Here is a 16,062-nt window from a genome sequence, read left to right on the forward strand (position 1 = left end):
AAATATCTAAAGGGGTACAAATTCATAAATTTATTTTAAAGCCATAACTATATGTTCATAACCAACAAAGTCACATACTAAAAAGTTCTAAAACCATCATCCCTACGTTCAAGGGAAAATAATCCATACAATAAAGTTACATACTGAAAAAAATAGGAGTGACAAACAAAGTTGTATACTGGCATCAATCTTCTTCATATAGAGGAAAAGGATAGGAATCCAAAGTCCATGTTTTGTCATTTAAGTCTCTTGGATGTCTGGGCTTTAGTCCTTTTTCATCTTGAAAACACATTACTTTTTTGTTAAATGGATAAATCAGATTTTCTATTTCTCTTTTTCTTCTTGTATGCTTGTCCCTTGTCCATGCAACAATAATAAGTTCTGCATCTTTGCAAGCTTTATATATAAATTTATCATTTTCTGATTCAAAGACTTCTTCTCTCTCTTTTAAATACGAGGGATTTGTAGTCATGTAGGAAAATATATTTACTATAGTCATGGAACCATAATTATTTTTAATTAAGAAATTTTGAACATTCATTACAGTTTTATCAGTTATGAATAACTCTGCCTTGCTAGGATTTAACATAATGATGGTTGCATTATCTTTTGTATCATCCCATGTTCTTGTTAACTGATAACGATATTTTTCATTATCAGACATGAATACCTCACATTTCATTATGCCCTCTTTTTTCTTCATCATTTTTTCATCCCACTGTTCGCATAATTTATTATTGATTCTGTTATAACTATTTTAGTAATAGCAATGGATAACAAAGAAAAAGCCTTTGATTAAAAATCAAAGACTTTTTCACTGTTTAAATAATTGTAATGTTTAAAACGTTGTAATTTTTAAAGTATTGTTTTTTTAATAACTTGTTTTTTTTAAAAGTATTGTATTTTTTTATATTCTTATTATATACAAGAAAATTAAAAAGATGCAATATTTTTTTGTTTATTTTTGTGTGAATTTATTATAGTAGCTCATAATTTTATTTTCAGCAAAGTAATTATTAATTTTATGAATTGGCTTTGGATCTTGGAAATACTTCTCAAACTCTGGTGTAATAATACCTATATGTTCTCTATTTGAGGATCCGATTGTATACTTATGTATTACAATATCGCCCTCTTTTTCCAATAAACTCAGCAATCTTATGACTTCATATTCAAATATTTTATGCCACTTTACTGTGCTCTCTACATATCTTTCTAGTGAAATACACGGTGGAACTTTCCCTTGATCAATAAAATCTTTTTGTATATAGTTACTTAAATTATTTTTTATTTCCTCTTTTAACCCATTTACCTCATCAATTTTTATTTCTAAAATATCGTCAATAAAAAAGTGTTGATTTGGACACGCTAATAAAACTTCATCATAATTACTTTTGAATAAGACTAAAGATACATTATCTTTTACTTTTCTCGCTGTTTTAATTAATGGAGTCATATCTTTATCATTTGAAATTATGATTATACAATCTAAATTTTTGTTACTATAAACTTGTTCTAGAACATCTGCTGTAATTTGGATATCAGCATAGTTTTTTCCATTGTTTGTAGTATGTCGAGTATCAATTCCAAATTGATGAAGTTTAGTTTGATGAAAAGAATCGTGCATATCTTTTATATCAAAATTGCAATACGCTATCATATCTAAAATAGAATAGCCTTTATCTTCTAAAAATTTTTTTAGCTTATTGAAAAAGTTGCACTCAAAAATATTCTTATACCCATTAATAAGGTTGTAGTGTACATTTTCATAATCAATATAAACTATTGTGTTTAATTTTTCTTTATCCATATGTCCCGTTCCTTTTGAAAATTTTACAATTTTATTAAGATTCCTTAATATGATATTCTGCAAATATATTGCTAATCCCTTTTTTTATTACATAAAATACATTTACTTCAATTGAATATTATCATTTCTGCAAAAAACCACCTTAGATATACACAGCAATAGGTGTAATCTCAATAGCAGGTCCTTTTAACACAAATGATTCTTCCGTAATTTCATCAACATCAAAATATACATTGCCAGCAGAATTATTTTGCATGAATTTTTCTATCAATTCTTCTGGTTTCACTCTCATTCTTCCTGGCAATAGTTTAATTAAATCTACCGATTGAAGGGGTCGAATAATTTTACGAACTTTCCCTAAAATTCTCATCTGTCCTTCGATTTCATAGCGATCTTCTATAAAGTCAGTAACCTTTAATGTTGTGAAAAATTTATACCCATTTGTTGCTTCATCTTCTGGGTCAATAATCATTGTTGTTTTATCGGATGTAAAAAATGTAGTAAATGCTTGTATTTTTTCAGGTTCTATATCGCTCATTGCTAAAGATGGTGCCATTTCCATAAGAGGTTGAAATTTTCGTACTGCATCCATAGAACTTGCTAATACTAATTCTGCTGGAGATTGTTTAAATACTCCTTCCACCTCTACAAATTCCCCTGTTTTTAATTGCTTTAAAATTCCTTCATCGTATCCTATTAATGATTGAACAGTACCTTTTTCGTTCAATAGCGTATAAAGATCTTTAAAAAGAGAAGAGTTTGTACTTTTTACATTAGTTTCTTTGTTTTCTGTTGTTGAATCAACCATATTATATTTAGCAAGCACTTTAAAAACTTCTGCACTTATCTGCACATCATGTTTTTTATCTTTACTTTGCGTGATTTTATATTCAGTAGCAAAATTATCAAGGAGCATACTTAATAACTCTTCTACTTTTCTTCGATCACAATAATATAACTCAGGTATAAACATATCCCCACTTCTTTCTGTGAATTTTCTCTATCTTTTTCCCAAATCGAAAAATATGTATTAAGCCAGTATTGTTACTCCAACTCGTTCAGATGGCTCCTCATACTCCATTTCTAAAATAGGATAATCAACTTCTTCTCCGTCATCAAGTGTTATTCTTGTCGGACGTTGATAATATATATTTGTTAATAATTGTTTAGCTGCTTCTGAATACCATCTATCAGCTGTCGGTTTTCTCCCAATATTCATATCAATATGATATTTATTTTGACTATTTCTTATATCATATCTTGTACGTTCTCGAATTTGCTGTAATATTTTAACGCCTTCACTATTATGTTTTTCCCAATCGTTGGTAATATCAGACAATCTATATTGATAAATAGCTGTTAATGCCTCTGGATTTAAATCTTGAACACTTAATACATTAAATAAATGTTCTTCATCGGAAAATGCATTTAAAGTCGCGATGTTTACATTTAGTTGAGTAGTTTTACTTCTAACAATGTTATAAACGCTTCGCGAAAGATTTCTGAGTAACTTCATGTTCACTTTATCAACTACCACACTCTTACCAAGCGTCTTATATAGTTCAATATAATCATCAACTACTATTACATTAACGCGTAAAGAACGATTATTACCTAAATCAATTAATTTCTCTTTTGCCATTGGTTGTTCTTTATTGATATGTTCTTGCCATTCTACCAACCAAATATTAGAGATTAGGTGATTTGCATCATCCAACATTTCAGCAATATCTGATAAAATATCTTTTATATTTTCGTCTTGCACAGAATACCCCATTATCACTAATGGGTGCTCAATGAAATAAGTTAATAGCTGTGCAGATAAGTATTTTTTCTTTTTCATAAAATGCTTATAATCTTCTTGATGTAGAACAATACTATTAGCTTCTTTTGTTGTTCCGTGGATTTTCAAGATTTCTCCTACATGTGTATACATAGACCTTCTTATAATCTGTTGTCCAACTATTACTTCATAATTAGGAAAAATTTTTTCTAACATTTCATCATAATTGGTTGTTATGATAGCATGTGGGTCTATTTGGCTCAATAATTGCAATTCCTCTAGGGCTGGATGTGTCAAATTATCATATTCTGTTTCAAAGGTCTTGCAATAACTACTAATAATATCAACTGCTTTTGACTTTAAGCATATATCCTTCTCAAATTCTCTTAAATAAACATATGCAGGAAAAACCTCTTCTGCTATCACATCTTTTTGAAAAGCATACTTAAAATAGGGATTAACAAATTGTTCAGCAACACCTGGTAAATTATCTTTTCCATTCTCTCTTGTATCTTTAATATAATAATCCAATGACGAATCAATAAGAGGGTTTTCTTCTATGATTTTTTCTAACAACCCTATCCAAGAAGGTGATCCCATATATCTTCTTGATATTCCTGAACCGACGAATAAAATAGGTCGACATTGCATCTCTTTAATACAATTCAATAAATTATCTAGTGATTCTGTTAGATAATTGTTATATAAATCAGTCATATTATTATGTTCCTTTCCTTATTGTATAAAAATCGCCCAAAATTTGTATTTATCTATAATTATAACTTTTTTTATCATATTTTGTCATATTATTAACACTTGATATTAAGAGTGATAATAAGCGTTTCAAATCTTCCAATTAAATGAATGCACTTGTTTTTATTCATAAAATATCCATTCTTTGTTGCTTTACATGGTATTAATGACATAACATAAAAGGCTTCCTTTTTACAAGGAAGCCTTTTATGTTATGTCATACTCATTTTGATCCACTAACAATGTAATCATTCGTTTCACTTCATTTGATACTGTATTTCTCAATCCCGCTTCACGATATATTTTCCACTCTTTTAACTCTTCACCATTAATTTTCATATTTTTTACTATCCATCTTACACGTCGTATTTGGAACGTTTCTATATCTTCAATCACACTATTTATATATACGATGGTCTTTGGTATCTTATCAGATTTTTTCTGTATAAGTGAAAGTTTATTGATCCTTTTTCCGATTGTACTTATTGTGATTTGATTTGGTTTATTATCACCGATATCCCATTGTTTTATCACCTTTTGAACTTCCTTTAACATCTCCTCGTCTCGTTTAGACCAATCGACTCGTTTCTTAGCAGTAATTATTTTTTGTTTTTCAGGAGAATGTTCATTTAACCATTCTCGATCATGACGATACAAAAACGCAAATACATCGGGTTTTTCTTTACGCAATTCTAACTTTGAAAAGTGTGGATATTCTTTCCGAAGTTTCAACCATATCTCTTTTCTAATATGCAAAGCATCTTCATTGGATGCTGCCTTGATATTCCGTTGAAAACGTGCTTTCTTTTCTGCTACTTCTCTAGATTCACCGCTCCATGAATAATCGAGTTCCAGCATTGTCGCTTGCCTCTTTACAGTTATTGGATCAACGTTTAGCTTTTTGGCAATACCAGTTAATGTACCACCATCTCGAATCAATACCTTAAGTTTATTCTTCCACACATCACCAAAGTCTTTAATACGTCCGATCTTATATTTATCTTCTGTAATCGTGTCGGGTCCTCTTCGCGAATACACAAACCCACAGTGACATGTGAAAGTACCAACTGGACGTTTTGTATCGTAACATCTTGTTATCACAAGATTTTTCACCACTGATTTCATGTAATCCTTACAAGCTACGTTTAAACAACACCACGGACCACTACCAAAAGGTTCGTATGTCTCTCCCTTCTCAAAGTAATTACGCAAAGCATCACCTAAAAATATCATGATTAATAGATGACGTATTGGATGAAACGATTTACGGTGCCGCTGAAAGATCATCGTTAACCAATCTGTTTCATCAAAATTTATATTTGATTGTAGGAGTTCCAGTAAAGACCCACTATACGTTTTACAGAAAGAATGATACAAATCTTTTCTTCTAACTCTTCCTGAAAAACTAGCTAATCCTCTTTCTTTTAATTTTGATACATATTGTTGTTGCAGTTGAACCTGATTCTGTTGCTGATAATTACTATTCAATAATTCTTCAACATATTTTGCATAAGTAAGTAAAACTTCCTTATCTCTTTCGTTGACTTCCAACAATTTTTTCTTATTTGCAGTATTTTCAGGTGTCGCAATAATATATTCGTGTTGATTACCCGCTTTTACTGGAACTATTGTTTCATATAAAAACGTTTGATGTTTTGGGCAAATATACACTCCAGGTACTTGATGGATACGATGCCAATAAATTTCACCGTAATTTTCCATATCTTCCTTACAACATTCGCTACAGTGCATAAAATTTTCTTTGGGAAGAATATTACTTGCAGATATACCTGAAGTTGTATGGATACGGTCACCCTTATCACTAATCATTAAGCTTTTTACTTTTTGATATTGTTTAGGGAAGAAAAACGCACCATAATACGGAAACAAGGTATGATTATAAATAAAATAACCTACATTAAATATCGGGTTTTCTATTCTATTTACTAATGTATCCAAATTAGCAGGCAAATCAACAACCGAGCGTACGGTTCTCTTACCGAATAGTTCTTCAGTCGTTTGTTTTGGACTAACATTCCCAACCATCATATGATAACGTGATAATACACTATATAATAATTCATCAGGATGTGGTGTTGGAAAATAATATAACATGTATTTCCTCCTAATTTACTTCTTTCAATGGTTGTTTAATAATTCCCTTGTTCAAAAAGTGTTCGTACACCGATAATTTTTTCTTTTTCGCTTCCTTTGCTAATAAGCAAAGGACATTTGAACTCACATTTTTTCGCTCTATACTTGTAACACTTTCCTTCTCAATACTCTCTTCACTTATAATTACAAGCTTCATCGCTTCCTTTATAGCTGTTGCACGATCAAGATCTTCACTGTGTTTTTTTATTACTGCATCCGCAATTCGCTGAGCTACTTTTATTTCGATATCCATCGATAAAAGAAAGAGTACGATTTCTTCAGTAATTGAAATTCCTTTTGATTTTCGTTTACTTTCTTGAATTTTTTTCTGAATTCGAACCTTTTCATGAAGATCAATAGATGATTTATACTTCTCAAATTCTTCATTCATATCAATTGGTCTAATGTCCTCATATTTTGCAATCTCACTTGGAATACCCGATTTTAAAGCTTGCAACATAGGACGCACAAGCCTCAAACTATCCTTAGCTACTTGTTTCATTAAACTTAATGTAATTTTTTCTGTTCCTATGCTGATAGCCCGTATTTGTGAAATCATAAATAGTTTTACAGCGATATCAATAACTCCTTGGCTTTCTTCATATAGCAATTCATTTATCTCTTCTGTTAGTGGCGTATAAAACTTCATCCATTGATAATCCCACATACCTTCTACAAATAAATCCCAAGTATCATCTTTCGGCATTTGTCCCCACACCATATCCCCCTGTCCACTGCCTCGCCTTGCTTGACGAAACTCGCTTTGAAGGATAGATATGGCTTTATTTGTTCCAACCATTACAACAGGTATACCAATTGTATTAACAAGTGTGACAAAGAAATTTAACATCTTGTCCGACCCACCACTTTTGCTTAAATTTAAGTGTTGTATTTCGTCAATAATTAATATTCCGATAGCATGTAAACTTGCTAAATGGGTCATGTGTTGTAGCATTACATCAACTGTATTTCTTCTAGTACCAAATTTCTTAAAATAACTTGTACCCAATAAACGATCAAGTTCAGAGAAGAAACTTATACAAAGCCCTTTTACAGAACCATCGTAAGGACAATCAAGTTTTAACCACGATATTTGCGTAAGTTGCAAAGCCTCTCCCTCATATTCTCTATGCTGAATAAGTTGTGGATAATAAGATAAAATTCTTTCTAATGCTGTTGTTTTTCCAATACCAGAAAGTCCGATGATTGTAAAACCATGAGCTGTTCGCTTTATGGGTATATTATACGATTCTAAAAACTCACCTACTTTTAGACTACGGTAACTTTCATGCATTCTCATAACCTGTTGACGATTAAAAGGGTTTCGTGATAAATATCCTTGTCGAATTGTTCTTGATATACGTTGTTCTAAATCAAGATGTTTTTCAAATGGTTGAAAGTATTGAAATAACCTTTGAACACAATGGAAACGATAACTAGCATCTAATTCTCTTTCTCGTTCATCATATTGAGGGAACACAGAACAATACTGTACTATCTGTTCCTCTTCCAAAATTGGTGGCAATGCTTCTATTAAGGGGTTCCCACGAAATTCATGCAGTATTTGTTCAGTATAAAGTGCATCGATAATAGGTTGTTCAGAGCCTTTATACAGCAGATTAATTTCGTTTTGCACGCTCTTTCAACTCCTTCTGTTTACGTCGAAGAATATCTATTTTACTTGTTGTAGGGGATATTTCCACTTCACTTGGAACATGCATTTCAAGAACTTCGGCATGATGGTCAATCTCCTTATATTCTGCAAGCAAAAATGCTTCTTCTTTTCGCCTTGCTTCCTTTTCGAAAGCTTTGTTTTTCCGAATGCCCTTTGTTCGTTGTGCATTACTCATCGGTATTTTTTCAGTTTTTGATTTCTTCTTAGCACCTTTGACAACATATTCTATTTCAGCATCCAAATTTACTTTTTCCTGCAATTCTTTATGCTTATATTCTTGTTGTTTATATTTCTCATAGGCGCGAAGATATTCTATATCATAAAGTGAACAATCCGAATAACGTTTTTGATGGTCTAATAATGTACAAACTTCGTAGCCTCTATCATCCTCATTTAGCAAATAAATATAGCTCATATTACGAGGATCATATGAAACCTTAATGCGCCAACTTTTCTCTCTTGCTTGAGGAAACCACCCTTCTCGTATCGCCTTTTCACAAGAATACTTCATACCTTTGAATTCAATCCCTTTATATGTGATTTTGGCATTTCCTTGTGCAAGAAGATGTAGTTTTACTATATCCTCTGGATAAGAGCGGAGACGACCAGAACGATTTTTCACACCCCAATTCCATAATTCTTTTGGAATAAGTTCTACTTCATCTGTTATCATCATTTCATTTGCATCATAGTTTTTTAACCAATGATGATTATTATGATACAGTACACATTTAATAATAATTTGGGTGAATTCTTGAATCGTTAGTTGTGCATCCAAGCGATAATCACGATCTCCACGAACATGAACATCTGTATCAACCACACCTGGCAAGAATGGTTTCACTTTTAAGTTTGTTGTTCGAAAATGTTGTTCAACGATTCCTTTCCAATCAGCTCTATATGGCGGTGTATTTTCAACTTTCATATTGAAAGCTGTAATTAAACGTTCAACATCATATCCTTCAAGTTCCCCACGATCCGCAAGAAGCGTTTGAGGTAAATAGTTTGTGTCCCATTCTTCTGGCTTAATACCTATACCATACCTTTTACAGAAAGCCACTTTATCACTAGCTGCGTTGGCAAGAGCCATACTCGCACCTAACCACGAAGGTCCTTCTAATCCAACATAAATTCCAGTAATCATACGACTGAACATATCAATTACTGCATATAAAACGGGGCGTCCAATAATCCACTCTCGATTATAGCTACTTACAAGATAAACATCTGCAATTGTGGCATCAATTTGATATTTAGTTCCTGGACCGTACATCTCACCTACTGAAGTACCTAATACCGCACGATGTCTTAATTCATATTTCCGATCACCTTGTCGTTTACGTTTTTTCTCTTCCGATGTATAGGTTTTTTGATACCAATATTGGAATTGCCGAAAAGTAGGTAACTTATTATTTTCTTTTAGAATAGGTTTTTTCACACCGTCTTCATATACATAATCCTCTGCAAAATATGCTTTTAACATCATCTGATATGCAGCAGATAATGGATTTTTTTTAACCGTGTGATAATATTTTTTTATACTGACCTGGAAAATTTGTTTTATTTCATCTGTTACATTAATTCCTTCTCCAGCTACACCTGAGAACTTCCTAGGTCGTCCTGTTTTGTTACTGCCTAAAATGCGTTCTTTACCACGCCCTCCTGAATTTCGATAATCTGGTAGCAATGCATTTTTCACCTTTCCCCGTTTCCAATACTGCCTTAGGTAACTATAAATCACACTCTTAATTTTCTTTGTACGCTCACATGTCTCTGCTACCAATTTTCCTCTTTTTTGTTTATCGTAAATATCTGGTTCAAGCGAAACTATTTCATGCACGATTTTCCATCTGTCATCTCTGATATCTTTTTGTTTTTGAGGTATGCTTTCTTCTTTTTGATAAACAAATGCAAACGGTTCTTCCCTCACAACATGGAGAAGTTCCTGATTAAGTAATTCTTCTAAATCAGATAATCTGCGTTTAATAGGAAGTGCTTTTGCGCTTTTTATATCAATGGTATAACAAATGATATATCCGTCATCAATCCATAGTATTCGTTCTGTCATTTCTTTACCGCTTGCATCTGTAAAAGAAACAATCTCATTTTCAACAAACATCTAAACTGCTCCTTTCTCCCAATTTTGAGCGCCTTCCAAAATAAGATCCTCTACAAATAAATGAGTGTGTATTGGTTGGAACATATCCACTTTAATCTCTTTAACCGCAATAAGATGTTTAAATAGCTCCAAAGCCATGCCATTTTCTAGCCCATATTGGATATCAAATTGTGTTAGTATTTCAATTAAAGAAACACCTTTTCTTGAAAGAGAATATTTCAATTGTTGCAGCAAAGTTTTATATGCTGAAGGAGAGAGGTCTTCATGAAAAAAATACGACGTGTGTAACCATTCCACATTATTCACTAATATTTTAGGGATTTCATTTTCCGTCACTATTCCCCAATCTACGTTTCGTTGATACCAATATTCTCTTTCTATTTCAAACTTTTCTATTACCCTATGTTTTTCCAATTCATTTGAAGGTTTAATTGTTCTTGCAATTAATTTAATCCCTTCTTCGGTTTTTACTGTTAATAGAAAATCTGTGGTCATTACAATAGGTACACTTGTTTTTGGATCGGTTGGATGCTTGATATCCTTTTCTTCTGCAATTTTAAGTGTATCAATACGATGAAGTGGATATTGCTCACGAATATCAACGATAAGGCTTCCCCATTCACATATATAGTAATAATCTTTCTCTAGTTTCGATAAAAATTGATGAATACGATTTGTTTTCCACCCCATCGTTCTGGTGGAAAGTCCTTTTGATGAAAAATCTTGTATATTTAGCCAAGGTTTGTACTTACTCCCTTCCCCTTGACCACGACCTTCTTTTTCCATCTGTTCAATTTTCTTTTCTGTTAAACCCATTTTCCTCTTTGCCATACAATCTATCCTCCTTTGTTCATGTTGTTCCTGTGCAAATAATTGTAAAGATAATACTGCATTGCTTCATTAGCAAAATTAACTAATTGCTCTATTTTTAAAAATGAATATGGCTTTTTTAAAAATGGGAAATTTCACAAGAAAATAAAAAAAAGCAATTTTTAAATGAACATAATCTTAGAAAAAAATAAAAGATATTATCCTCCTCAATCCTTATATATTTTTTTATCTAAATTTCTTTGTTGTCTAAAAACAACTCTATTTATATTTATTGACAATAAATGTTGTTCTTAAACAACATTTGGATAAAAAAAGAAATGCTTATACCATAGCACTTCTCATCTTTACTTCTTATTTAATATTTCATTGATAAGATGTAATCTCTGAATTGTTTTTTCTTCATCCTCAACAACAAAAGATTCTACAATCGTTATAAACAATTTCTTTAGTTCTTTAATAATATATTCATTATTTACATGTTTTGCTAATTTATCTGATGGAATATCATTCGTCACATTCAATAATATATCTCTCCATGTACCTTGTCCTATTATTTGTTTTCCAAGTAGAGCTTTGCTAGCACCTTGTAATATAAACAGATCCATTGCTTCTAAAAAACCTTCCAGGTACTTTATTTTCGTTTCTTTCCCATGTATAAAGTTTTCTATATACCTTGCTATTTCGCTAGGTCTGACGTTTTCATTAATTTTCCCATTCCTTACTAATATTTGTTTTGTTAAATTTGCTATCTCATATTGTTCCTGTGAAGAAAGTGATTTTAATGTATTTCTTACATTTTCTATATACATACTTATCCTCCTCACTTTATAAGAAGATCCTAAGTATCTCTTCAACATGAAATGTGGTTTGTCCTTTTCATAAAAAATAGCAGAAAGGAATGAAACCCCCTCTACTATCGCTGTTTGTTTAATAATCCGTATACAAGTTTACAAGCATATTATCCATGCCCTTTCTTCAACACTTCGGTCACAACATCGCTCTAAGATCATTAAATTATGCCAGTTTATTTATTTTCAAAAACTTTCACTCTATTTAACACTTTAGCTTTCCACGAACCATTTTCTTTTGTACACCACCAGACTTCTTTATTACTATAAGCCCCTATATCAAATGGTGTTAAACTTCCGTTTTTCTCAAAATCCCATTCTTCCGCTAGTTGTGGAAATTTTGTTGCAAGGCAGTTATCTAAACTTACCTTATGTCCTGAACAAAAAGGACAATTTCCCCTTTTTTTATTATATATTGCCATTTTCCATTCATGAGTGTGTGCTTTTCCTTTATCGCAATACCACCAGACTTCTTTATGGCTTCCGATAGTTACATCTTCTGGTGTTAATTCTCCATTTTTCGTTGGATGCCATTGTTTCGCTATTTCTGGTTTTACTTTTGCCAAACAATTTTCTTCATTCACTTTTTTTCCAGCACAATATGGACATCCATTGCCATTTTTTTTATTTACTATTGTGCAATCATAACTGTGTCCCAGTTTACATTTCCACCAGACTTTTTTTCCAGAACGTGTTGTCATTCTTAAGAAGTCGATTTCTTTATTTTTCTCAAAATCCCATTCTTTTAGTAAATCAGGTCTTGTTTGTACAAGATTGTTTGGATCACACCATTTACATTTATGATAATTAATTGTTCTTGCGTATATCTGCGCTTTCCATTCATCTTGACACTTCGGACACTGCCACCATACTTTCTTACCTGATTTCGCTTTTACGCTATTGGGTTTTAACTTTCCGTTTTTTATTGGATGCCATTCTTTTGCTAGTTCTGGAAATTCTAATTCTAGACTAATTTTTTTTAGTGAAACAATAAATAATGAATTTATTTCTATTTCATCTTCCTCTATATCTATTTTTAAATCGTTAATCTTATCAATATATTCATTTTTCAAAATTCTATTTTGTTTTATATAATTAAACACATCTTCTACTATTTTGTTTAAGTTTTCTCTGTTTTTAGGAATTGATTCTAACGTTATTCCATTAAACTTTCTGAGTCCAGCTAGTCCCTTTTCTCTGACTCTTATTATTTCGATACCCAACTTATTTAACTTTTTATTCTTCTCTTCATCCTGTCTAATTCTTTTTTCATGGTAAAAAACTCCATCGTATTCTATTGCTATTTTATATTCTGCTATAAAAACATCTACATCAACCTTTCCTCCATCCGCTTCTATTTTGTGAGGATTAATAACCCCTTCAAACACTTTATTTAGGTAATAATAAATTGCTTGTTCAGGAAATGAAGTTTTTAATTCATAATGACAATGTTTACAACCAGTACCTTTCGAAGTTCTAGATTTTACAGCAGCTTTCCATTCATGTCCTAATTCACACTCCCACCAGAATTCCTCGTTACTTCCATAATTAACTTCTTCTGGTGTTATATCTCCATTTCTTTTGTAATTCCATTCTTTTATCAACTCAGGAAATTTTCCAGCTAAAGAAGAACCATTTTTTAACTTATATTTTTTAAAACTTTTAATTCTTGAATCTTTTGCACATTCAGGACAGCTAGTACCTGAAGTTCGGCTACTTACTGTTGCCCTCCATTCATTTTTGCATGTGCTACATTTCCACCATATCTGTTTATTCGATTTAGGTGTAACATTATTCGGAAGTAATCCTTCATTCTTTGTAGGGGACCACTCTTTTGCCACTTCTGGAAATTTAGATTCCAATGTGTTACCTATTTTTATTTGGTTCTTATTACGAGTTTCCGCACCTTGTTCATACATTAAAGTGTTTAATCTATTCCGTACTGCCTTTTTTATACCACATTTTGGACAACCGCTACCCCTTTTTGTTCTTAAATATGGCGTTGTCTCATAATCTTTGTGACCGTTAGGACATTTCCACCATACTTTTTTTCTGAGCCTGGTACAGTCTCGAATATTGATATACCTTTATTTTTTTCAAAAGACCATTCTCCAGCTATTTCGGGAAATAATGTAAAAATTGAATGGCACTTAGGACAACCTGCTTCATTATGTATTGTTCTACTTTTAATCATCGATTCCCACTCATAACTACAGTCAATACATTTCCAAAATACCTTTTTAGCCGATCTATAATGATAATGCGCAGGATCTAATTCTTTATTTTTTTTATAATCCCATTCCTTCATTAATTCTGGAAATTTATTTACAAACGCATCTGGTTTTCTATCAACCTTTTTTGCACATTTCGGACAACCACTTCCTTCATTAGTTCTTTTTGAAACTTTAGTAATCCATGTATGATTACATTTATAGCATTTCCAGTTTGCTCTTTGTACAGTACCTGCCAGAATATCTTCAGGTTTTATACCTTTATTATTTTTATAATCCCAATCTTTCGCTATTTCTGGATAAAGTGTCTTTAAGTTATTCGTAACTGATACCTTTCTATTTAAACAAAAGGGACATTTTCCACCTTTTTTTCTTGCGTAAACTGTCATTTCCCATTCATGATCTGGTCCTTTTGAACACTTCCACCATATATATTTTTCTGAGCCGTATGACACATCATTCGGCGTTAATTTACTATTTTTCGTTGGATGCCATTCTTTTGCTAGTTTTGGAAACGCATTTATTAATTTATTTTCTTCACTTAGTTTTTTCCCCATTCTCACCATCTCTTTCTTTCAAATTAGTTAATAAGTGTATAACACGCTTTATTATCTAAATTCAGAAAAACAAATCACTTAAAAAAATGATTCTAGTTTTCGAAATACCTTAATTAAACTCAGCATTCAACATAAAAGACCCAAACCAATAAAAATTGATTTGGGTCTTTTTCAAACGACGATTATATCAGTACCTAACATTATTGTCTGATACCCAGCTTTATTGTATTTCAACATCTGCACTTGCTTTTTGATGATTAATCCTTCAAATTATTGTGTTCTTTTTAATCCTGCTCCCATCAATAAAACATCAATTTCTCTATTTTTTTCATCTTTAAAATTTTTAAGTATCGAAAAAATTTTTTCGACATCTAATGTATCTGGAGAATCTGGATGCCATGCTTTTCCTTCTAAAGCCAACGAGTAAAAATTTACAATTCCCCATGCTTTCTCAATTAATTCGTCTATATGTTTCATTGTTAATGCTGCGTCTTTTGGCAACTGTCCTTTATCAAAGAAATACTTCATATCATTATGAGCGTAAACTTTATCTCGCCATATAAAAAGGTTATTCAAACACTCCTTTTTTTCTTCGATAATTTTCTTATGATTTTCAATTTCCTTTTTGGTAATCATCAAAGAATCAGCTGCATTTTCTTTATAATCAAAAAGAGCCCTATTAACATCAGCAATATTTATTAATTTATTCAAATTAGCGGTCGTCCTTCCATGTTCATAAAGCTTCGCTAAAGTGATAATAACATCGTTGAATAATGACTGAAGTGTCAGAGTAAAAAAAGCTGGCGCAATATTAAGTTCATCCAAATGTTCATTTCTATGCTTTTGAATGTGTCTCCATAATTGAAATTTTGATCTTACATTTATAATTTCAAGCATGAATCCCCTTATTAACTGATGTATCTTTTTCTTATCGTACCCACTCAAAACTTAACCCCATTTCCAAAATAATATCTGTATCATTACATTATTTCTCCCCACAAATTATAACAAACTCTATAGTTAAAAGTAAAAAAAAGCACCTTTAAAAAGATGAGTAAAAAAACAAAAAAGCATCGACAAATGCCGATGCTTTTCGTGCCTATTTCAATAGACCAGTACCTAAAATTATTTTTTGGCACCCTACTTTATTGTATTTCAACATTTAGTATGCAACTTTGTTGTCGAGTATTGAACTTTGTTATTCAGTATTGAACTTTGTTGTTCAGTATCTAACTTTGTTGTGTTTCAACACTATATTTATTAACTTATCAATCTCCTACTCAACCGTAACAGACTTAGCT

At 31.6% G+C, this 16,062-nt stretch carries 12 protein-coding genes; all 12 read right to left on the reverse strand.

Features of this window, described 5'->3' with window-relative positions; all coding sequences use genetic code 11:
- Positions 1-184 precede the first annotated feature (184 nt).
- The 12 genes from KVT34_RS28790 to KVT34_RS28845 all read right to left on the reverse strand — a co-directional run bounded on the left by KVT34_RS28790 (position 185) and on the right by KVT34_RS28845 (position 15,706).
- Positions 185-706, reverse strand: coding sequence for a DUF1643 domain-containing protein (locus KVT34_RS28790; RefSeq protein WP_088094863.1), 522 nt, complete (start codon positions 704-706; stop codon positions 185-187).
- 252 nt (positions 707-958) lie between these two features.
- Positions 959-1,810, reverse strand: coding sequence for an NYN domain-containing protein (locus KVT34_RS28795; protein ID WP_140392314.1), 852 nt, complete (start codon positions 1,808-1,810; stop codon positions 959-961).
- Positions 1,811-1,952: 142 nt separating this feature from the next.
- Positions 1,953-2,783 (reverse strand): DUF6414 family protein, encoded by an 831-nt coding sequence (locus KVT34_RS28800; RefSeq protein ID WP_088094865.1) that lies wholly within the window; start codon positions 2,781-2,783, stop codon positions 1,953-1,955.
- Between the two features lie 57 nt (positions 2,784-2,840).
- Positions 2,841-4,310, reverse strand: coding sequence for an SIR2 family protein (locus tag KVT34_RS28805; RefSeq protein WP_088094866.1), 1,470 nt, complete (start codon positions 4,308-4,310; stop codon positions 2,841-2,843).
- Positions 4,311-4,553: 243 nt separating this feature from the next.
- Positions 4,554-6,461: a TnsD family Tn7-like transposition protein gene (locus tag KVT34_RS28810; protein WP_088094867.1), complete on the reverse strand. Its 1,908-nt coding sequence runs from the start codon at positions 6,459-6,461 to the stop codon at positions 4,554-4,556.
- 10 nt (positions 6,462-6,471) lie between these two features.
- Positions 6,472-8,136, reverse strand: a complete 1,665-nt coding sequence (locus KVT34_RS28815) for an ATP-binding protein (protein WP_088094868.1) — start codon at positions 8,134-8,136, stop codon at positions 6,472-6,474.
- The gene (locus KVT34_RS28820) at positions 8,120-10,294 is read right to left on the reverse strand and encodes a Mu transposase C-terminal domain-containing protein (protein ID WP_088094869.1); all 2,175 of its coding nucleotides are present in this window, start codon (positions 10,292-10,294) and stop codon (positions 8,120-8,122) included. The genes KVT34_RS28815 and KVT34_RS28820 overlap by 17 nt, the downstream gene beginning before the upstream one ends.
- Entirely contained in the window at positions 10,295-11,125 is an 831-nt protein-coding gene (locus tag KVT34_RS28825) for a TnsA endonuclease N-terminal domain-containing protein (RefSeq protein ID WP_088094870.1), read from the reverse strand.
- A 344-nt stretch (positions 11,126-11,469) separates the two neighbouring features.
- On the reverse strand, positions 11,470-11,934 hold the full coding sequence (locus tag KVT34_RS28830; protein WP_088094871.1) for a hypothetical protein: 465 nt from the start codon (positions 11,932-11,934) through the stop codon (positions 11,470-11,472).
- A gap of 215 nt (positions 11,935-12,149) precedes the next feature.
- A complete protein-coding gene (locus tag KVT34_RS28835) occupies positions 12,150-14,054 on the reverse strand; it encodes a zinc-ribbon domain-containing protein (RefSeq protein ID WP_369016298.1) in 1,905 nt (634 codons plus the stop codon).
- Positions 13,964-14,761 (reverse strand): zinc-ribbon domain-containing protein, encoded by a 798-nt coding sequence (locus KVT34_RS28840; RefSeq protein WP_170930111.1) that lies wholly within the window; start codon positions 14,759-14,761, stop codon positions 13,964-13,966. Before KVT34_RS28840 ends, KVT34_RS28835 begins: the two co-directional genes overlap by 91 nt.
- 270 nt (positions 14,762-15,031) lie before the next feature.
- Complete coding sequence (locus KVT34_RS28845) at positions 15,032-15,706, reverse strand: AbiU2 domain-containing protein (protein ID WP_088094874.1); 675 nt, start codon at positions 15,704-15,706, stop codon at positions 15,032-15,034.
- Positions 15,707-16,062 lie beyond the last annotated feature (356 nt).

It is taken from the genome of Paenibacillus sp. GbtcB18 (genome assembly GCF_019091125.1).
GTDB classification, from domain to species: domain Bacteria; phylum Bacillota; class Bacilli; order Paenibacillales; family NBRC-103111; genus Paenibacillus_F; species Paenibacillus_F chitinolyticus.